This window comes from Halomonas sp. HL-93, from assembly GCF_900086985.1.
Classification (GTDB): Bacteria; Pseudomonadota; Gammaproteobacteria; order Pseudomonadales; family Halomonadaceae; genus Vreelandella.
In genome coordinates this window covers 4,013,913-4,032,594 of sequence record NZ_LT593974.1, presented here as the reverse complement: position 1 = coordinate 4,032,594, position 18,682 = coordinate 4,013,913, and the positions used below count along the sequence as shown (strand labels likewise).

The window sequence follows — 18,682 nt, the reverse complement described above, 5'->3', positions numbered from 1 at the left end:
CTCTAATCGGTCGTGAACCTAGTCGTCGATTTGTGCGCTGGGAGCCATCGCTGGACGAGCGCGAACAGGCGCTTCAACTGGTTCGTCCAGTACCGTGTGATCAACTAAACCCGCAGCAATTTCGCGCAGCGCCAAAACAGTGGGTTTGTCATTTTCCCAAGCAAGCTGGGAATCGCGGGTGCCCCGCGCCAGCTGACGGGCACGCTGGGTGGAGATCATTACGAGTTTGAAACGATTTTCGACATGATCAAGACAGTCTTCAACGGTGACGCGAGCCATGGGTGCCTTCCTGTAATAACGACGCTGGATCGTCTCCGTAAGGGGTCAAACGGGCCGATCCAGCTAAAGAGGGTAGTAGAACCGTGTAGATTACTCGACGCCGGGCGCCTGTGACAAGAGCGTTGCCAGTAAGGGCGCGTGGCGTTCGCTCATTAACGGACGCGCTAAGCGACGGCTAATGACTAGCGACTGCAATTCCTGAAGGGCGGTGGTGAAGTCATCGTTGACCACCAGGTAGTCGTATTCGTCATAGTGTGACATTTCGCTGATCGCATCACGCATGCGCCGCGCAATGATGGCATGCTCGTCGGTGCCACGGCTAGCAAGGCGACGTTCAAGCTCACTGCGCGACGGCGGCAGGATGAAAATCGATACCGCCTCGGGCATTTGTTCACGCACTTGGCGCGCGCCCTGCCAATCAATCTCAAGGATCACATCCTGGCCGGCATCGAGTATCGTTTGTGCCGCCTGGCGCGACGTGCCGTAGTAATTATCGAAAACCTTGGCATACTCAAAAAACTCGCCGCACTCAATCATCGCCTCAAAGGTAGCCGCATCGGTGAAGTGGTAATTGACGCCATCGACCTCGCCTTCGCGCCTGGCACGCGTGGTGTGCGATACCGACACCTGAATACCATCGAGGCTATCGATCAGCTCGCGTACCAGGCTGGTTTTACCCGCCCCCGATGGGGCAGAAACGATAAACAGTGTACCTTGGGACATACGCGCTTCCCTTGTTGGCGAAGTAAACTCGTGCGATCAGAGCGTGTAGGAAAGGGCCGCAGTATCGCACACACGTCGCGACGACTGTAGCGTTTCGCGGAACAGGGAGGTCACGATGCGAAGCACATTGCTGATACTGGCGCTGATAGCGTTAGGCGTGGCCCTACACAAAGACCTGATCGAGATCCCACGCCACTGGGCACCGTGGGCGCCGCTGTATGTCGACGACCCGATCACCCCGGTCACCTCACTAAAACTTCGTCGCCTGGAAAATGACCGTGACGGCTGCCTGGCAGCGCTGGATAGCGTGCCAGATGAGGCGGTGCGCTATTCCCCTCTGGCAGACTACATCCCCGTCGAGAATTGCCCACTTGAAAATGTGGTGCGCCTGCAAAGCAGCGGCGTGGCGTTTAATCAGTCGTTTGTGGCCAGTTGCCCCCTGGCGTTGGCCTGGGTGATGTTCGAGCGCCATGCGCTGCAGCCCAGCGCCGAAAACATTCTCGGCACCCAAGTGCGCCAGGTGGATCACGTTGGCAGTTTTGCCTGCCGCAATGTGTATGGCCGCGAGAGCGGGCGACGCAGCGAGCATGCCACCGCCGAAGCGCTGGACGTGATTGGCTTTCGGTTGGCAAACGGCGAGCGTATCACCCTGCTTGAAGACTGGGGAGACGAGGGGCCAACGGGGGACTTCCTACGTGACATCCGCGACGATGCCTGTGATTTTTTTGGCAATACGCTAAGCCCCGACTACAACGCCGCGCATGCCGACCATTTTCACTTCGGTATGCGCGGCTTCCGCCTCTGCCGTTAATGTGCGGCAGCCACTCGGGTCGGCGGGTAACGCGTCTCTAACCAGCGCCCGAAAGCAAACAGTACGAGTCCACACAGCGCCAAGCCGGTGCCCACCAAACCAGTACTCGACCAGCTAAAGCCCGCGCTAATGACGAGCCCTGCAAGCCACGCGCCTAACGCATTGGCGCCGTTGAACGCCGCGTGATTGAGCGAGGCGGCCATAGTTTGGGCATCTTCTGCAACATCCATCAAGCGGGTTTGCAGCGCGGGGGCAAGTGCCATGCTGGTACCCACCAAGCCAACAAACAACAGGCCGGTCCAGACGTTATTGGCAGCAAAATAAAATAGCCCCTGAATCACCGCGCACCACACCAGGGTGGCGGGAATCGCCCGCATCAAATTCTTGTCCGCCGCGCGGCCGCCTATCAGGTTACCGGCGATCGAGCCCAGGCCGAAGATCACCAGCACCAGCGGCCCCAGTGCCTCACTCATCCCCGCCTGCTGGGTCAGCGTCGGCATTACGTAGCTAAAGATCGCGAACATGCCACCGCAGCCGATACAGGCGATGGCCACCGTCACCAGCACGCGCTGTTTGACCAACGCCGAGAGTTCGCGAAGCGGGCTTGCCTTTGCATCGAACGGCTGCACCGGCACCCACAGGCGAATCAACAATGCGGTGAGCAGTGCAATCCCGCCCACTGCGGAAAAAGCCACCTGCCAGCCAAACAGGTTTCCCGCCCAGGTGCCCAGCGGCGCGCCGAGCAAAATCGCCACCGTCAGGCCCATCATCACCCGGGCAATCGCCCGCGCCCGCTGGTCAATCGGCACCGCCCCAGCAGCCACAAGCGCCGCCACGCCAAAATAAGCCCCGTGGGGCAGCCCGGCAATAAAACGCAAACCCACAAACGACCAGAAGCCCGGCGCCATCGCACTGGCAATATTGCCCAGCGCAAATACCAGCATCAGCGCAATCAACAGCGCGCGCTTGGGCACCCGCGCCGCCAGCGCTGAAATCAGCGGCGCACCGACCACGACGCCCAGGGCGTAGCTGCTAATTGCATAGCCCACCTGAGGCACGGTGACGGCCAAATCCCCCGCCACGCGGTTCATCAGGCCCATAATCACAAACTCGCTGGTACCGATACCGAAGCCACCCAGCGCCAACACAAATTCGGCCAGCCGTGGGTTACGCGCCAGCCCTTGAGACGACGGTGCTGTCGAATCCTGCATGCTTAACTCCTTGGGATACCGCCCGGTTGGTATCACGATGGCGCAAATGATCGCAGGATTAGACGAAAGTAGAAACCCGCCTGTGCTTAAAAAGTTAGCGGGCGAACTCAATCGTTACGATGGGCTGAATAGGAAACGGTGGGGTGAGGTATTTGGCGGTCAGGCGCTAGGGGGTTCCACTGAAAGCAAACGCTCACGCAGCTCACGGCTACGCGGTACCAAGCCGGTTTGCAGGCCCAACGGGCGGAATACTTGGTTGAGTAGAGCCACGGTAGGGCTTGCTTTATCGGCTTCCAGATCAGACAAGGAGCGGCGACTGATACCCACCAGCGCGGCATATTGGGTCTGCGACATGCCCAGCACCTCACGCCGCAGTTGACGCAACACCTGCCCTGCGCTGATTTCTTCCCGCAGTAGCTGGGTCAATAGCGACGTCAGCAGCGCCTCGCGCTCAATGCTAGAGAGTTCTTTGCGCTTCATATCAGCCCCCAGCGCTGCAGTTTATCGTCCAGGTAGTCGAACCCTAACGCATTCGACACTAGTAGCACTTCCGGCACGCCCCGCACAGCAAGCCGCTCTTTTAGTCCGACTAATTGACTCCCAAGCGCTTTTAGCTCTGCCATCAGTTGTTCCGGGGGCACATAGCCATTTAAGCGCTCCGCAATGGCTGCCCAGTTGAATTCACGCCCCTCCTCAAACGGCGCCCCCCAGGTGGTGGTACGCACAACCCCCTCCGGGTCAGCCTTCATAGGCGCAAAATCGTAGACTGGGGCCAACCAGATACCCTGAGGCGTTTTCAGCAGCGCGCTATTGCGGCCGTGGTTATCGCTGTTGGCAAAAGCGACATTGAGCAGATCGCGTTTCACCCACTCGCTTACAAAGCTCGCCGTATCAAACTGGCCTCCCGACTCGCGAACGCGGAATTGCTGGCTCAACCGGCCAACCAGTGCCTCAATCACGGCAAAATGGTTTAACAAACTTCCCGGCTCGCTCTCCATAATTGAATAAACAGACTCCAACCCATAAAGCGTGCGCTCTCCCCCCTGAAAATCAACATCAAAGCGGGGCAACCACAGCGATGGATAGCGTTCACCTTCTATTAACCGCATCCCTTGCGTCTCGATGGTCGCTATGCCCAGCGACGCTAGCTCGTGATAGAAGTGGTACTCCGCACGCAGGATGTTGTTATCAAGCTCGGTACGCTGGCCGCGAGGAAATTTCACCAGATAGTGCTGATCGGTATTCGCCGCATCATCCTGGTAGGTATCGATCCAGACCTGATCGTCTGGCGAACAGCGCAGCAGTAGCTTAGGCGCTTCGCCGCCGGCCCCGGTCGCGCCGCCACCGGCGGCGCCCATCTGCTGCGCATAGGCAAGAAAATCACTATCCCGATCCACTACATCAGCTAGGGCAAAGCGTTGCTGCTCTAGCGTGTTGCCTACAGGACGCTCGGGAAGCGCTTGTTTAATACGCAAATTACCTACCGGTGCAATCGTCCCTTTAGCCAATAGGATGTAATCTTGTTCAGCCTCGCTAAGCGCCGATATCCCCAACTGCGTGACCCAGTAACGGCGGCTGGCCCCAGAAGGCATGATATCGTCTAAAAAAGCGAACCAGCGTGGCGATTGGTGAGTATTCATTAGCTCAATGGGCAAACGCAGGCTGCAAGCATGCTCGTCATCGCGATCTAGCCATTCAAGGGCATAATCGGTGATATAGCCCAAACGCGCAGGCCCACGGCGACCCTGCTCTGGAGATTCAATCACCAGCTCGGCAGCATCGTGCCACTGGCCATGATGAAATGCCTGGATGGTTAGCAACGTGGGCCACCTTAATTGAGCAGTTAATAACTGAGCAGCTTAATGCTCAATAGTGTAGTCCAAGGCACAATAATGTGCATTTTAATACTCAAAAATACCTAAAAACCCAATTAATGAGCAGTAAACTACTCATTTTAGCCAGGAGCCGCCATGACACCTGATAACGAGTCCTTTGACATGATTGAGCATGCCATGGCAGCCCTCGCCAAGGCCGACCCGGATATTGCCCGCGCTTATCCGCTAGTGGGCGCCCCTGCCCCACGCCAGCGCGACCAGGGTTTTGCGACATTTTTCTCCACCATCGTTAGCCAACAACTCTCCACCGAAGCGGCCCGTGCGATTATGGGCCGCGTTAATACGCTGCTGCCGGAATTACATGCCAAAGCGGTAATGGAGGTTGAGAGCCAAGCACTACGCGATGCCGGGCTTTCCTGGCGCAAGATTGAGTACGCCAAGGGGCTCGCAGAAGCGGAGCTGGCAGGCACCTTTAGCGCCGATGGGCTTGAACAGCTAAGCGACGACGACGCCATTGCCGCGATTACCCAGCTGCGCGGCTTTGGCCGCTGGAGCGCCGAAATTTATCTGATGTTCTCGTTGAAGCGCCCGGACATTTTCCCCGCCGATGACCTCGCCCTACGGGTGGCCTTAGGCCGCCTAAAGGGCATGGACGACAAACCCACGCCCAAGCAGGCGCGCCAGCTAGTGGAACCCTGGGCGCCCTGGCGCAGCGTGGGCTCGCTGTTTCTATGGCACTACTATCGCGGTGAACCACTGTAGCGCGCCTTCAGGCTACGCTATGCATTCACCCCCGTTATTGTTGAGGAATAACTCCATGGCCAATCTCGCCCCTGCCTACCGCGCCAAACCGGGCTCGCCGCTTTTTGTTGACGGTACTTTCTACAATCAAATTGCCAACGCGACAGGCCAGCGCAGACTGGTAGAAACCATAGAAGTACCGATTCGCGACGCACGTGCCTGGAAAGTGCCCGCCGGTCACGTAATGCGCATCTGCACCCGCCAAGGTCCCCAGGTAGGCGATTTCAACCTGTGGTCGCTGCATAACCCACGGGAACGCTTCTGGGCCTCGCGTACGCGCCAGCTACAGCGCGCCCACGTCAGCGTCCACGACCGCCTTTGGTCCTCGCTACCCTATCTTCGGCCCATGGCGACCATCACCGCCGACACGCTCGAGCACTACGGCGTCGACGAAGATGGCGGGCGTGTTCACGATCTGCTGGGGACACGCTGCGACCCCTACGTGAACCACCTGCTGACCGGTGAGGATTTCGACTTCCACTGCCACTCCAACTTGACCCGTGCTGTGGCGCCTTTCGGGCTCACCGAATTGGATATCCACGATGTGCTCAACGTCTTCCAGTGCACCGGCCTGAACGAACAGGACCAGTACTTCATGAAAGCCTGCCCGGCAAGAGAAGGGGATTATCTGGAGCTGTTTGCCGAAATCGACCTGCTCTGTGCGCTTTCCTGCTGCCCGGGCGGCGATCTCTCGGTGGATCTATGGGGCAGCGACGCCACCGACGACGATCTGCTGGCGACCTGCCACCCTATCGGCATCGAGATCTACGCGCTCGATGACTCGCTGTTAAAAGGCTGGTCGCCGCCACAATCACCTGACTATCTCGGCAACCACGGCGTGCGCCCGCCCGAAGAAGATTGGAGCGCCAAACGCCGCCGATGCTGCTGACGCGCCTGTCATGGATCGAGGCCACCGAATTTGCCGTTTTGATAATCCTCCACCGCCTGGACAATCTCTTCGCGGTTCGTCATCACGAACGGGCCGTGGGAGTAGACAGGTTCGTCTATTACGTCTCCGTGACCAAACAGCAGCCGCGCGTCGCTGCTGGCTTCGATCATTAAGCTATCGCCTGCGCGGTCTACTTCGATCAAGTGGTGCGGCTGAACAGGTTCTCCGCTCACCTCAACGTTGCCTTCCACCACATAAAGAAATACCTGCCGCCCTGGCGCTACCGGTAGCTGTTCCCGCGACCCGGCAGGCAGCCGCAGCGTCGACATGAAAACGCCGGTCAGCGTGTCGATGGGGCCTGTTTGCGTTTGCCACTGCCCGGCGATCAGGTTCAGTTCGCCGCCGCCCGGCAACGCGATGGCGGATATGTCCTGCTGCTGCAGGCCCACGTAGCGCGGCGCGCTCATCTTTAACCGCGCCGGCAGGTTGACCCACAGCTGGAGGATCTCCAGCGGGCCACCTTCGCGCATAAACTCGGGCGGCGACACTTCCGCATGCACGATACCGCTGCCCGCCGTCATCCACTGGACGCCGCCCGCGTGGATCACGCTTTGATGGCTGGCGCTGTCCGCGTGGGCCAGCGAGCCTTCCAGAATGAAGGTGACCGTCTCGAAGCCGCGGTGCGGGTGCGGGCCGAACGGCAACCCACCGTTATTGGCCGGATACGTCTGGGGGCCGTGATGGTTAAGAAACAGAAACGGATCGAGCTGCTCAAGCTGCGGCCCCGGCAATGGCCGCCGGGTGACCAGATCGCCGATATCGTCGCGCCTGGCCGGGTGCTGGGCAATGACACGACGCGCTTGCTGAGTGCTATCTGAGGACATAACCATCTCCTTATCAATATGTCCCAGCGTAAAACCTACAGCAGCGGATGAGGAGCGAATAATTTGCCCCGCTTCGTTGAAGGAAATTGGTAGAAGCCGGTTATGGCGCGCGAACGTCCAGTCGCCCCACCACCTCCAGCCCATCCGCGGCCGGGCGCACGACCAGCATCTCGCCCGAGCCCACGCCGCGCCCGGCCAGCGCCGTGATATTCACCTGGTGCGTTACCAGCAGCATGTTGCCCGATGCTTGCCAGGCGGCTATCCGATCGCGGGCGGTTTGGGTGATGGCTTCCCGATCACCGCGCCCGCGAAAGAACGAATCCAGCCACGGCGCAGGCTCGACGTCGCCCAGCTGCATAAGCTCGGCGGTATCCAGCGCCCGACACCAGCTCGACGAATACACCGCGCCGATAGGAATATCCCGCTCGCGAAATGCCTCACCAATCGCCCGCGCCTGGGCACGCCCCTCCTCAGATAGGTTGCGCTGGGTCTCGCAGCGATCCCGTTCGAACTCTGGCGGGTCACCAAGGCCCGGCGCTAGCGCATGGCGCATCAGAATCACCAGGCCGCCTTCCCCAAGCGACTGCCAGGTGGTGTCGTTGGCCTGGGCGCTGAGGGGAAGCATGCCCAGCGCACCGAGCAGCAGGGTTAACGTGAGGTAACGTAGGGTTGGCATGGGGAGATATCCAAGCAGATTGGAAGCTACGTTCAGCTTATCGCAGCCGGCTGATCGCGGGTAGCGGCTCAGTCAACGCCTTCGCCGCCGTCAGCTCGATGTGGCCATCAAACTCTCCAATTCGCGCTTATTTTTCTGCCGCCAGCCGCTGGAGGCGTGCGGCTTGCTCCGAGAGTGCGGCGCGCAGCCCGGGCGGGTCGATGATCTCGAAGTCGAAGGGCTGGTGGGCCAACTGGCGGGCAAACCAGGTCAGGCAATCGGTGCGGGCATGCAGCATCACGCCGTTACCCTCGGGTGTGAATACGCCGATACTGCTCCCCAATTCCGCAATGGCGCTGGCCAGGTCGCTATACAACCGCACGCTGACGGCCGTCGCCCTGGGCAGGCTGGCGATGCTTTGGGTCAGATGCTCGGCGGGGTCGAAGTCAGTTGGACGCTCGAAGCTGGCCTCGAGTAGTGTGGCCTCGGTGATGCGGTCCAGGCGAAAGCTACGCAGGTCGCGGCGCAAATGGCACCAACCGCTGACATACCAGCGCCCCTCACGATAAACCAGGCCGTAGGGGTTGAGCACACGATCACTATGCTGTGCTCGGTCGTCCCGGTAGGCGAGCCGGGCCCGTTGCCGTGCCTGGGTGGCAGTCGCGAACAGGATCAGCAAGCGTTCGTCGCACGGGGCTTGTGGCGGGGGTAACTCCAGTCGAGCGCTTTCGCTCAGGGCATGCGCCTGCTCTTTTAGCCTGGCGGGCATAACCCGCTCCAGCTTGGTCTGCGCGGTTTCAAGCGCCGGGGTTGTATCGGCGATTCCCAGCCCCTGAGCGGCGAGCAGCCCCAGTGAGACGGCCAGCGCCTCTTCGCTGCTGAACATCAGCGGAGGTAGCTTGAAGCCTGGCATCAAACGATAGCCTCCTTGCCGCCCGCGTTCGCTGGTCACGGGAATGCCGAGCTCTTCCAGCGCCTGGATGTAGCGCCGCAGCGTGCGTCGATCGACACCCAACCGTTCGGCCAGCTCCCGGCCGTTCATATGGCGGTGGGTCTGCAGTAGTTCCAGGAGCGTCAGAACGCGGACGGTGGGGTTAACCACAAGTGGCATTTTCCTTGTTTTAATAGGACGCAATTTACCCTATTTAGCCACTATCTTGCTGGCAAGGCCAGGCGCAAAGGGCGCTGGCTTATACCGTCAGACTCAGTGAGGAGAATCGGCATGTACCTATCGGCACAGGATATAGCAGGGCTTGAAGGCGTGAGGAAGGTGCATTTACTCAATGCCAATGCCGTGCGCATCAACAAGTCGCTGGGGGATGCCGTCGGTATGACCCAGCTCGGGATACATCAGATCAGTGTGCCACCCGGCCACTTTTCCACCGAGTACCACTGCCATCGCTACGAGGAGGAGGCCGTCTACGTGCTCTCTGGGACCGGCATGGCCACGCTAGGTGACCGCAAGCAGCCGATCCGCCCAGGCGACTTCATCGGCTACCCCATCAACGGCGTGGCTCATGAGATGTACAACGACGGCGATGAACCGCTGGTATGCCTGGTGGTGGGGCAGCGGTTGGCCCAGGACGTATGCGACTACCCGCGCTCGGACAAGCGGCTATATATCAACAGTGGTGAACAAACCCTGGTCGACCATGCCGATATCGAGCATATACCTCATTAGCGTTGGCATCGAGTGGCTGTGGGCAGGGCGCCAAGCCGTAATACGGCCCTGGTATAAAGCTAGCGAGCCCCTTACATTTTGAATTTTCTTAAACTGCAGGATAAAACCTATCAGGAAAGCCAGCTAGACTAGGCCATTGTCAGCCCTGGAACTAGGCACCGGCTTTGCCTTTGTGGAGCGCCAGCAGCGCATCCGTTTTGATGACGAAGATTTCTACCTTATAAACTGTTTATTCTATATTCTGAATCTGAATATTGATCAAAAATAAATATTATTTAAATATCAATATTTTATAATAAATTTAATGTCATAATTACAAATCCACTACCCAATTTACTACCCACTTGGCGAAAGCAGCACCCTCCAGAGGGACTCTGCTAAACGCTGTCAAACTGCAAGAAAGAGCCTTCGGCATGGCTTCATCTCTCGCCAGCACTTTCGTCTACATAGTCCTCACGTTCGTGAACTCTAATCTTTTCTTCCATCCGCTTGCGCATTGTTTCGACGTCGACGTCACCCCATCTTCAGTAGCACCCGGGTTTAGAGTCAGAAATAACTTTATCGTGTTTTACCACCAGTTGCTCGGCATAGGCTGACGGTGTCAGCCCTCCAAGACTCTTCTTCGGTCTTTCTTCGTTGTACTCCCGCCGCCATGCCTCGATGACAACCTGGGCGTGTTGAAGGCTGGTGAACCAATGCTCATTTAGGCATTCATCTCGAAAGCGCCCATTGAACGATTCGATGTAGGCGTTTTGGTTGGGTTTTCCAGGTTCGATTAAAAACAGGGCAACGCCACGTAGATGCGCCCATGACAGCATGGCGCGCCCACAGAACTCCTTTCCATTATCCGTACGAATGGCGCTCGGTAGGCCACGTTGTAGGGCCAGGTGATCCAGAATACGTGTTAAAAACAGTCCGCTAATGGCACGTTCAGGCACGATCGCCACGGCTTCATGGGTGGCGTCATCGACAACCGTGAGGCTCTTTATCACTCGTCCGTCTGCCGTCCGGTCAAACACAAAATCCATTGACCAGACCTGATTGGCAGCCCCAGGGCGACCAAGTGGCTTTCGCTCAGACATGGGAACCTTCTTGCGCTTGCGACGCTTCACCTGCAAGCGAGCTTCCGCATACAGACGCTCAACACGCTTGTGATTGACCGGTTCTCCGGCCTGACGCAGCTTCAGGTAGATCATGCCAGCGCCATAGCGGCGATGCCGGTGTGCCAAGGCAACAATGCGTTCACGCAATGTCTCATTGCGGTCAGGGGCCGGCTGGTAGCGCAATGCACTGGCACTCATACGAATGACACGGAGCGCTCTGCGCTCACTCAGGCCACGTGACACCATAAAGCGCACCACGTCTCGGCGTGCCGGGGCGCTCACCACTTTTTTCTCAGCGCCTCGCGAGTGACCTCCATTTCCAGTAGCGACTCTGCGAGCAGCTTTTTCAAGCGTCCATTTTCGGCTTCGAGTTCTTTGAGTCGCTTGGCATCGGGGACGCTCATGCCGCCAAACTTGCTCCGCCATAGATAGTAACTGGCTTCTGAGAAACCGTGCCGACGGCATAGCTCTTTGATGGGCAGTCCCGCTTCGGCTTCGGCCAAGAAGCCAATGATCTGTTCTTCGCTGAAACGCTTCTTCATGTCCAATCTCCTTACCCATAGGATCGGACTCTAAAGTGTAGCGCTACTCAATCAGGGGGTGACGTCGCCAATCCCTGAAGAGATCCTGGGTAGTGCGAATGATTGCCTGTTCATCGCGCTTACGCTCTTCGACGGGGTCGACACCGCTCCGGATTACTCGCTGGGTCTCTACCGCATGCTCACGAGCCTCAGCCAAGGAAAGAGCGGCGCATTTATCTAACGTCAACTCACGTCGCTTACCAGAGAAAGTGTATCGATGCATCCAGTAGGGAGAACCCTTCTTGGGGACCATCAGGTAAAGGCCGTTGCCATCGCTATAGCGGCCCGGCTTCCCGTCCTTAATCAGGGACTGAACCTTCTTGGCGGTAAAGCTACCCATTAGCCCTCCTGCATATTGATCGCATGATGTGGGGAGTATTTTTGAGAAAATCACGCCTATTGCGGGGAATAAGCCAAAACACTACCCACTATACTACCCAAAAAATGCTGGCTTAAGCTAGATAAAGATAGACAACAATAGACAATGGTTGATAATTTTATTTTTAAATACAGCATTTTATGTACTATCGTGGATCACAGCGGACTCTATTCTATATTCTGAATCTGCTCCCGCATCTGCTCAATCAGCACCTTCAGCTCTACCGCGCAACGGGTGGTTTCTGCGACCACCGATTTTGACGACAGCGTATTGGCTTCGCGGTTGAGCTCCTGCATTAGAAAATCTAACCGGCGGCCTTTGGGGCCTTTTTGGGCCAGTTGACGGCCAACTTCGTCGACATGGGCCGTTAAGCGGTCCAGCTCTTCGTCTACATCGGCTTTTTGCGCCACCAGCACCAGTTCAGCTTCCAGGCGTTGCGGGTCGAGGTCGGTCTTGGCGACTTCCAGGCGTTCCAACAGTTGGGCACGCTGGCGCTCCAGAATCTGCGGCAGCAGGCCGCGCACGGTGGCTACCTGCTCGCTCACGGCGGTTAAGCGGGTGGTGATCATCACGGCGAGTTTTTCGCCTTCCCTTGCACGGGCGTCAATCAGCTCATTCAGGGCTTGGTCAAACAGCGTCTTGACGGCTGCGGTAATCGCTTCCTGGTCAAGGTGTTGAGTTTCCATCACACCGGGCTGGTTGAGTAGCGCAAGGGTGGTGGGTGGCACGGCGCTGGGCACCTGCTGTTGAATCGCCGCCAGCGCATCGGCGATCTCTTTTAGGCGCTGAGCGTTCACGGCGGGAGCCTGATTGGTCTCGGCGGCCTCAAAGCGTAGGCTACATTCCACCTTGCCGCGGGCCAGACGCGAGCGCAGCGCGTCGCGCAGCACCGGCTCTAGCTCGCGCAGAGTGTCGGGCAGGCGGAAATGCGGTTCTAAATAACGCTGATTCACCGAGCGGATTTCAACCTGAAGCGTGCCGAAAGGAGCGGCCTGCTCGGTGCGGGCGAAGGCGGTCATGCTGTGTACATGGCGTGGGTTGGCCATTCGTGATTCCTGTTCATCGCTCATTTACCCCAGTCTACCCGATCTGCCACGACTTGATACCGAACGCTTGAATAGGCCAATCAGACCCTGCGTTGACGTGTACAATGGTGGGCTTTCCCTGCTCAAATGTTTATGTGAGGTGCTATGCGTCCTGATGTTGTTCGCCCGAGCGGTCGTGAAGCCGACCAGCTGCGTGATATTCGCATAACCCGTGATTACACCCGCCATGCGGAAGGCTCTGTACTGGTGGAGTTTGGCGATACCAAGGTGCTGTGTAATGCGAGCGTGGAAGCAGGCGTACCGCGCTGGCTGCGCGGCAAAAATCAGGGTTGGATTACCGCCGAGTACGGCATGTTGCCCCGCGCGACCCACTCACGCAGCGGCCGCGAAGCGACTCGCGGTAAGCAAGGCGGTCGTACGTTGGAAATTCAGCGTTTGATTGGCCGCAGCCTGCGCGCCGCGGTGAATTTGAAAAAACTCGGCGAGTTCACCATTACCGTGGATTGCGATGTCATCCAGGCCGATGGCGGCACCCGCACCGCAGCAATCACCGGCGGCTGCGTGGCGTTGGTGGATGCGATTCGTTACCTGCAGCGTGAGAAAAAGATCAAAGGCGACCCCTTCAAGCAGTTGGTGAGTGCCATTTCGGTGGGCATTTATAAAGGCGTGCCGGTGCTGGATCTGGACTATCCAGAAGACAGCAAGGCCGATACCGATCTGAATGTGGTGATGACCGAAAGCGGCGAACTGATCGAAGTACAAGGCACCGCCGAAGCGGGCGCATTTAACCGTACTGAGCTAAATGCCATGCTCGATCTCGCTGAGAAAGCAGGCGAGGAGCTACGCGAAAAGCAGCGCGAGGCGCTGGGTATCCGCGGGTAATGACAGGGCAATGAAGTGCATACGCAGCAGGCCAGCTTGATGCTGGCCTGCTGCTACGACTCGTAACGCGACGCGGGAAAAGTTCGCTGCCTAAAAATTAGAGCGCTAGATCATACTCAATGATCAGAGGGGCGAACTCGGAGAATGTCGCATCGTAATCGATCCACGCGTCGACCACGTGGCGGCGGAAGTTGGGGCCGACTAACTGGTAGTCGATCCGCCACCCTTCCTGGCGCTCACGGGGCACGTCTTGGTCAAGCTTTGGCCACCACGTGTATTCGCCCGCATCTCGATTGATCTCGCGGAAGGTGTCGATAAACCCGGTTGGGCCAAGCACCTGATCCATCCAGGCGCGCTCTTCGGGGCGGAAACCCGGAGTGAGCTGATTGTCTGACCAGTTAGCCAGGTCGACAGTTTTATGAGCAATATTCCAGGTACCACAAATGATGTATTCGCGGCGTTTGCGCGACATCTTCGTGAGATATTCCTGGTATTGCTCCATAAACGCCTGCTTGGCTTTTTGGTCGCTCCCGTCAGGCATCAGGAAAGTGGCAATACTGAAGCGGTCATAGTCCGCCTGCAGAAAGCGCCCTTCATGGTCACACTGAGGGAACCCCAGGCCGTACATAATCGCCTTGGGGATTTTACGGCAGTACAGCCCCACACCGGAAAAGCCATCTTCTTCGGCATCCAGGAAGTAGCCTTCGTAGCCCTCCGGATAGAGAATATGGTCGTCCAGTTCAAAACTTTTTGCCTTGATGTTCTGCACGCAGACCACGTCGGCATCCTGCTGAGCCAGCCAGTCCAGGAAGCCACGGTCGACGGCATCACGTATACCATTGACATTGATGCTGGCAATTTTCATAAATCGTCCCTTTTGCGTCGCTGCTGTATGATACCCGACGTTTAGACGTTTGGGTAAATAGACAAAGCTAATCTTGCTATTTACCTGCTATTTATTGTTGCCTTTGCCCTAACTTTTGATCGACAAGGGAAGACCGCCGTGGCCACCACTCTACAACCCTACCAGCGCGATTTCATTGCTTTTGCCATTGAGCAGGGCGTACTCAAGTTCGGTGAATTCACGCTTAAATCCGGACGTGTAAGTCCTTACTTCTTTAATGCGGGCCTGTTTCAGACCGGCCGCGCGTTGGCCAAGCTGGGGCGCTTCTATGCCCAGGCGATTGTCGATAGCGACCTGAAGGCCGACGTGCTGTTTGGCCCAGCTTACAAAGGCATTCCCCTGGCGGCGGTGACTGCCGCCGCATTGGCCGATCACCACGACCGCGACATGCCCTACGCGTTTAACCGTAAAGAGGCCAAAAGCCACGGCGAAGGCGGCACCATTGTCGGAGCACCGCTTGCCGGTGATATTCTGATTATTGATGATGTAATTACCGCGGGCACCGCCATACGCGAAGTGATGAGCCTGATTGAACAGAACGGCGCCCGTGCAGGTGGTGTGATCATTGCCTTGGACCGCCAGGAGCGCGGCCAGGGCGAACACAGCGCGATTCAGGAAGTGCAGTCACAATACGCCATGCCGGTGGTCAGTATCGTCACACTAGAGCAAGTGCTTACTTACCTTGAACAGCATGCCGGTGGTGAGATGTTGGCCTACGCCGACGCCGTGCGGGCTTACCGCGACCGCTACGGTATCGCCACCTGAATCGCGTTAAATGGAGAGCGCGCCAGCGTAGTCTTGCTGGCGCCAGGCTTCATAGCTGACGATGGCCACGGCGTTAGAGAGGTTGAGGCTGCGATTATTAGGCTGCATGGGAATGCGCAGTTTTTGTTCGGCAGGCAACGCCGCGTGCACCTCCGGCGAAAGCCCGGCGGTTTCCGAGCCAAACAGCAGTACATCGCCTGGGGCAAAGGGTGCGTCGCTGTGGGCGCGAGTGCCTTGAGTGGTAATCGCCCAGATGGTGCGTCCCTGCATGGCGCTTTGAAAGGCCGTAAAATCGGCATGGCGGGTGACGTTGGCCAAATCGCGGTAATCTAACCCGGCGCGGCGTAGCTTTTTCTCTTCGAGGTCAAAGCCCAGCGGTTCGATCAGGTGTAACCGGCAGCCGTTGTTGGCCACCAGGCGCATAATGTTGCCCGTATTGGGTGCCATTCGTGGCTCGAATAACGCAATTTCAAACATCGGACTGCCTTCACACGTAAAGGATGCATTTTGCCATGAACCCCAGCATCGCCCAACGCATTAAAGGGCTAAACCCCCGCCAGCAGGAAGCGGTGCGCTATATTGATGGCCCCTGTTTGGTCTTGGCGGGCGCAGGGTCGGGTAAAACCAGCGTGATCACCACCAAAATCGCTTACCTGGTGCAAGAGTGCGGGATGAGCGCACGCAAGATTGCCGCGGTGACGTTTACTAACAAGGCCGCCCGCGAGATGAAAGAGCGCGTGGGTCAAATGCTCAAGGGCAAAGAAGGCCACGGGCTAACGGTCTCCACCTTTCACACCCTGGGGCTGAATATTATTCGCGGCGAGCTAAAAACCCTGGGCTACAAACCCGGGTTTTCACTCTTCGACCCGGAAGACGCGAAGGCACTACTGCGCGACCTGATGAATAAAGACGCCCAGGTAGACGCCGAACAGATCAACGCGGTGCAAAGCAAAATCTCCCAGTGGAAGAACGATCTCTTGCTGCCCAGCGACGCACTCTCGTTTGCCGCAGATGACGATGAGCACTTTGCCGCCCGGGTGTACGAGGCCTATGTACGCCATCTGAAAGCCTACAATGCGGTGGATTTTGACGACCTGATTCTGCTGCCGGTGGTGCTGCTGCAGCGTGACCCCGAAGCACTGGCCCGCTGGCGGCGCAAAATCCACTATATGCTGGTGGATGAGTACCAGGACACCAACGTATCCCAGTATCTGCTGGTGAAGCTCCTCATGGCCGAGCGAGCCACCTTTACCGTGGTCGGCGACGACGACCAGTCGATCTACGCCTGGCGCGGTGCACGGCCGGAAAATCTGATTACCCTGGGCGAGGACTTCCCGCGTTTAAAAGTGGTCAAGCTCGAGCAGAACTACCGCTCTACCGGCACGATTTTGCGCGCTGCCAATACGCTGATTGCCAATAATCCCCACGTGTATGAAAAAACCCTATGGTCGGACATGGGCGACGGTGCGTCCATTCGAGTGGTCGTCAATCGCCACGAGGAAGCTGAAGCAGAGCGAGTGGCCAGCGAGATATTTACTCGTCGTATTAAAGAGAACGCCTCGTGGCGTGACTTTGCCGTGCTTTACCGCGGTAATTTTCAGGCGCGGCTGTTGGAACTCAAGCTACAGCACTACCAAATTCCCTATAAGCTTTCCGGCGGCACGTCGTTTTTCTCGCGTAACGAGATCAAGGACGCCATGGCCTACCTAAGGCTGCTGATTAATCCCGCCGACGACAACGCCTTTTTACGCATTGTGAACGTACCACGCCGCGAAATCGGCCCCGGCACATTGGAAAAGCTGGCCAACTATGCCACGGAGCGTTCGATTTCGCTGTTTGCCGCCTGCCATGAGCTCGGGTTGGAACAGACCCTGCCCACCCGAGCGGTCGAGCGGCTATCGCGCTTCACCCACTTTATCGACGGCGTACGCAAGCGCATGGACCAGGGCGATGCGATTGCCGCCATTCGCGATATGCTGCGGGATATGGACTACGAGGCATGGCTGTATCAGAACGCCAGCGCGCCCACCGTCGCCGAGCGACGCATGGCCAACGTGTGGATATTGATCGACCAGTTGGAAAAGTCGCTCAACCGCGACCCGGAAGACGATACAGCGTCTGAAGCTACCGAAACCGATGGTGTGGAAGCAGCAATCTCCCGCCTGGTGCTGCGCGATATTTTAGAGCAGCAGGCCGAAGAGGATGACTCTGATCGCGTGCAACTACTCACCATGCACGCGTCAAAAGGGCTGGAGTTTCCCCATGTGTATTTAATGGGCTTGGAAGAAGACCTGCTACCCCACCGCAACGCCATTGAAATGGGCACGGTGGAGGAGGAACGTCGCCTGGCCTACGTGGGGATTACCCGGGCGCGACGCACGCTAACGCTGACGCTTGCCCGCCAGCGCAAAGCCTACGGTGAACTGATGGATTGCCAGCCCAGCCGCTTTTTAGACGAGTTACCCGCTGAAGATCTGGAATGGGAAGGCCGAGCAGATAAAGAAGACCCGGAGAAGAAACAGGCGCGGGGGCAAGATGCCATTGCCGGGCTGCGTTCTTTACTAGGCTGATTTCTCTACCGAGCTGATGGTTCTCTGTCGGGCGGAGGGCGCTTTATCAGCTTAAGGCGCTTTAATAAGCCAAAAGCGCGGGTAATGTTATGCCTTACGTTATCCACAGGCGGTTTTCGCTAAGCGCCTGTGGGTAACTTTGTTAAGCATCAAAGATAACCACCCGGTCACTCCGCCTCTGCGACCATGTAGTCAACGACCGCCTGAATCTCTTCATCGGAGGCGCTGCTACCGCCGCGCGCTGGCATGGCACCTTTACCATCAAACACGCTTTGATAGAGGTCTTCGGTTCCCTGTTCCAACCGGGCGGACCAGGCTTCGGTATCGCCTAACGCGGGGGCGCCAGCCGTGCCACTGTCGTGACATGCTGCACAGCCGGTGCTGCTATAGAGCGCTTGGCCATCCAGATCACCGTCACCGCTTTGCGCATTGCTTTCGGCTTCTTCTTCCGCCGCTTGGGTACCGCAGGATTGGCCCTGTAAGCAAACGCTTCCTATCGGCGCTAATCGTTCTGTAATCGTCTCACGCGAGGTATCGGCCAATGCGCCTGAACCGCTCATTATGACGACCCCTAGCGCTGCAAGACTCCCTAATGTCCACTTTACATTCACTCTCACCACCTCTATTTATTATTGTTGGCGTTTGGGCGGCTGAATGCCCGTGTGCTGCCGACACGCCAAGAA

Annotated in this window: 21 protein-coding genes and 1 pseudogene; 7 read left to right on the top strand and 15 right to left on the bottom strand. The window is 57.8% G+C overall.

Annotated elements, in window-relative coordinates; translation table 11 throughout:
• Positions 1–18: 18 nt before the first annotated feature.
• Positions 19–279 (bottom strand): DNA-directed RNA polymerase subunit omega, encoded by a 261-nt coding sequence (gene rpoZ, locus GA0071314_RS18770; RefSeq protein WP_074398186.1) that lies wholly within the window; start codon positions 277–279, stop codon positions 19–21.
• 90 nt (positions 280–369) lie between these two features.
• Complete coding sequence (gmk, locus tag GA0071314_RS18765) at positions 370–1,002, bottom strand: guanylate kinase (protein WP_074398184.1); 633 nt, start codon at positions 1,000–1,002, stop codon at positions 370–372.
• Positions 1,003–1,117: 115 nt separating this feature from the next.
• On the opposite strand from gmk, the gene GA0071314_RS18760 reads away from it, so the two are divergent.
• Positions 1,118–1,813, top strand: coding sequence for an extensin-like domain-containing protein (locus GA0071314_RS18760; protein WP_074398182.1), 696 nt, complete (start codon positions 1,118–1,120; stop codon positions 1,811–1,813).
• Here the strand turns inward: GA0071314_RS18760 and GA0071314_RS18755 are convergent.
• From GA0071314_RS18755 to GA0071314_RS18745, 3 genes are all read right to left on the bottom strand, one after another.
• Complete coding sequence (locus tag GA0071314_RS18755; RefSeq protein ID WP_074398181.1) at positions 1,810–3,024, bottom strand: MFS transporter; 1,215 nt, start codon at positions 3,022–3,024, stop codon at positions 1,810–1,812. The genes GA0071314_RS18760 and GA0071314_RS18755 overlap by 4 nt on opposite strands.
• Before the next feature lie 159 nt (positions 3,025–3,183).
• Entirely contained in the window at positions 3,184–3,504 is a 321-nt protein-coding gene (locus tag GA0071314_RS18750; protein WP_074398179.1) for a helix-turn-helix transcriptional regulator, read from the bottom strand.
• Positions 3,501–4,844, bottom strand: coding sequence for a type II toxin-antitoxin system HipA family toxin (locus tag GA0071314_RS18745; RefSeq protein ID WP_074398177.1), 1,344 nt, complete (start codon positions 4,842–4,844; stop codon positions 3,501–3,503). The genes GA0071314_RS18750 and GA0071314_RS18745 overlap by 4 nt, the downstream gene beginning before the upstream one ends.
• A 150-nt stretch (positions 4,845–4,994) precedes the next feature.
• On the opposite strand from GA0071314_RS18745, the gene GA0071314_RS18740 reads away from it, so the two are divergent.
• Positions 4,995–5,621: a DNA-3-methyladenine glycosylase family protein gene (locus GA0071314_RS18740; RefSeq protein ID WP_074398175.1), complete on the top strand. Its 627-nt coding sequence runs from the start codon at positions 4,995–4,997 to the stop codon at positions 5,619–5,621.
• A gap of 55 nt (positions 5,622–5,676) precedes the next feature.
• On the top strand, positions 5,677–6,549 hold the full coding sequence (locus GA0071314_RS18735; RefSeq protein WP_074398174.1) for an urea carboxylase-associated family protein: 873 nt from the start codon (positions 5,677–5,679) through the stop codon (positions 6,547–6,549).
• 8 nt (positions 6,550–6,557) lie between these two features.
• Here GA0071314_RS18735 and GA0071314_RS18730 read toward each other — a convergent pair whose 3' ends face one another.
• From GA0071314_RS18730 to GA0071314_RS18720, 3 genes are all read right to left on the bottom strand, one after another.
• Positions 6,558–7,433, bottom strand: a complete 876-nt coding sequence (locus GA0071314_RS18730; RefSeq protein ID WP_074398172.1) for a pirin family protein — start codon at positions 7,431–7,433, stop codon at positions 6,558–6,560.
• Positions 7,434–7,533: 100 nt separating this feature from the next.
• Positions 7,534–8,109, bottom strand: coding sequence for a histidine phosphatase family protein (locus GA0071314_RS18725; protein ID WP_074398170.1), 576 nt, complete (start codon positions 8,107–8,109; stop codon positions 7,534–7,536).
• 127 nt (positions 8,110–8,236) lie between these two features.
• A complete protein-coding gene (locus GA0071314_RS18720; protein ID WP_074398168.1) occupies positions 8,237–9,199 on the bottom strand; it encodes a helix-turn-helix transcriptional regulator in 963 nt (320 codons plus the stop codon).
• Between the two features lie 111 nt (positions 9,200–9,310).
• On the opposite strand from GA0071314_RS18720, the gene GA0071314_RS18715 reads away from it, so the two are divergent.
• Complete coding sequence (locus GA0071314_RS18715; protein ID WP_074398167.1) at positions 9,311–9,769, top strand: cupin domain-containing protein; 459 nt, start codon at positions 9,311–9,313, stop codon at positions 9,767–9,769.
• A 524-nt stretch (positions 9,770–10,293) separates the two neighbouring features.
• Here GA0071314_RS18715 and GA0071314_RS18705 read toward each other — a convergent pair.
• From GA0071314_RS18705 to GA0071314_RS18695, 4 genes and pseudogenes are all read right to left on the bottom strand, one after another.
• Complete coding sequence (locus GA0071314_RS18705) at positions 10,294–11,298, bottom strand: IS3 family transposase (RefSeq protein ID WP_231896481.1); 1,005 nt, start codon at positions 11,296–11,298, stop codon at positions 10,294–10,296.
• Positions 11,265–11,414, bottom strand: a pseudogene (locus tag GA0071314_RS19835) (transposase); the annotation flags it as partial. The pseudogene GA0071314_RS19835 and the gene GA0071314_RS18705, both read right to left, overlap by 34 nt.
• Positions 11,415–11,457: 43 nt before the next feature.
• Entirely contained in the window at positions 11,458–11,793 is a 336-nt protein-coding gene (locus tag GA0071314_RS18700) for an Arm DNA-binding domain-containing protein (protein WP_074398165.1), read from the bottom strand.
• Between the two features lie 206 nt (positions 11,794–11,999).
• Positions 12,000–12,878 (bottom strand): YicC/YloC family endoribonuclease, encoded by an 879-nt coding sequence (locus tag GA0071314_RS18695; RefSeq protein WP_074398164.1) that lies wholly within the window; start codon positions 12,876–12,878, stop codon positions 12,000–12,002.
• A 144-nt stretch (positions 12,879–13,022) separates the two neighbouring features.
• On the opposite strand from GA0071314_RS18695, the gene rph reads away from it, so the two are divergent.
• The gene (rph, locus tag GA0071314_RS18690; protein ID WP_074398163.1) at positions 13,023–13,760 is read left to right on the top strand and encodes a ribonuclease PH; all 738 of its coding nucleotides are present in this window, start codon (positions 13,023–13,025) and stop codon (positions 13,758–13,760) included.
• Between the two features lie 97 nt (positions 13,761–13,857).
• Here the strand turns inward: rph and GA0071314_RS18685 are convergent, their stop codons facing one another.
• A complete protein-coding gene (locus tag GA0071314_RS18685) occupies positions 13,858–14,625 on the bottom strand; it encodes an exodeoxyribonuclease III (protein WP_074398161.1) in 768 nt (255 codons plus the stop codon).
• Between the two features lie 138 nt (positions 14,626–14,763).
• Between GA0071314_RS18685 and pyrE the strand changes: the two genes are divergently transcribed.
• On the top strand, positions 14,764–15,429 hold the full coding sequence (pyrE, locus tag GA0071314_RS18680) for an orotate phosphoribosyltransferase (protein WP_074398159.1): 666 nt from the start codon (positions 14,764–14,766) through the stop codon (positions 15,427–15,429).
• Positions 15,430–15,435: 6 nt separating this feature from the next.
• Here the strand turns inward: pyrE and GA0071314_RS18675 are convergent, their stop codons facing one another.
• On the bottom strand, positions 15,436–15,906 hold the full coding sequence (locus GA0071314_RS18675) for a tRNA (cytidine(34)-2'-O)-methyltransferase (RefSeq protein WP_074398157.1): 471 nt from the start codon (positions 15,904–15,906) through the stop codon (positions 15,436–15,438).
• A gap of 35 nt (positions 15,907–15,941) precedes the next feature.
• Between GA0071314_RS18675 and rep the strand changes: the two genes are divergently transcribed.
• Positions 15,942–17,999 carry a DNA helicase Rep gene (gene rep, locus GA0071314_RS18670; RefSeq protein WP_172822114.1) on the top strand — a complete coding sequence of 686 codons (2,058 nt, stop codon included), beginning with the start codon at positions 15,942–15,944 and terminating at the stop codon, positions 17,997–17,999.
• Between the two features lie 167 nt (positions 18,000–18,166).
• Here rep and GA0071314_RS18665 read toward each other — a convergent pair whose 3' ends face one another.
• Positions 18,167–18,559: a c-type cytochrome gene (locus GA0071314_RS18665; RefSeq protein WP_074398154.1), complete on the bottom strand. Its 393-nt coding sequence runs from the start codon at positions 18,557–18,559 to the stop codon at positions 18,167–18,169.
• Positions 18,560–18,682: the final 123 nt, after the last annotated feature.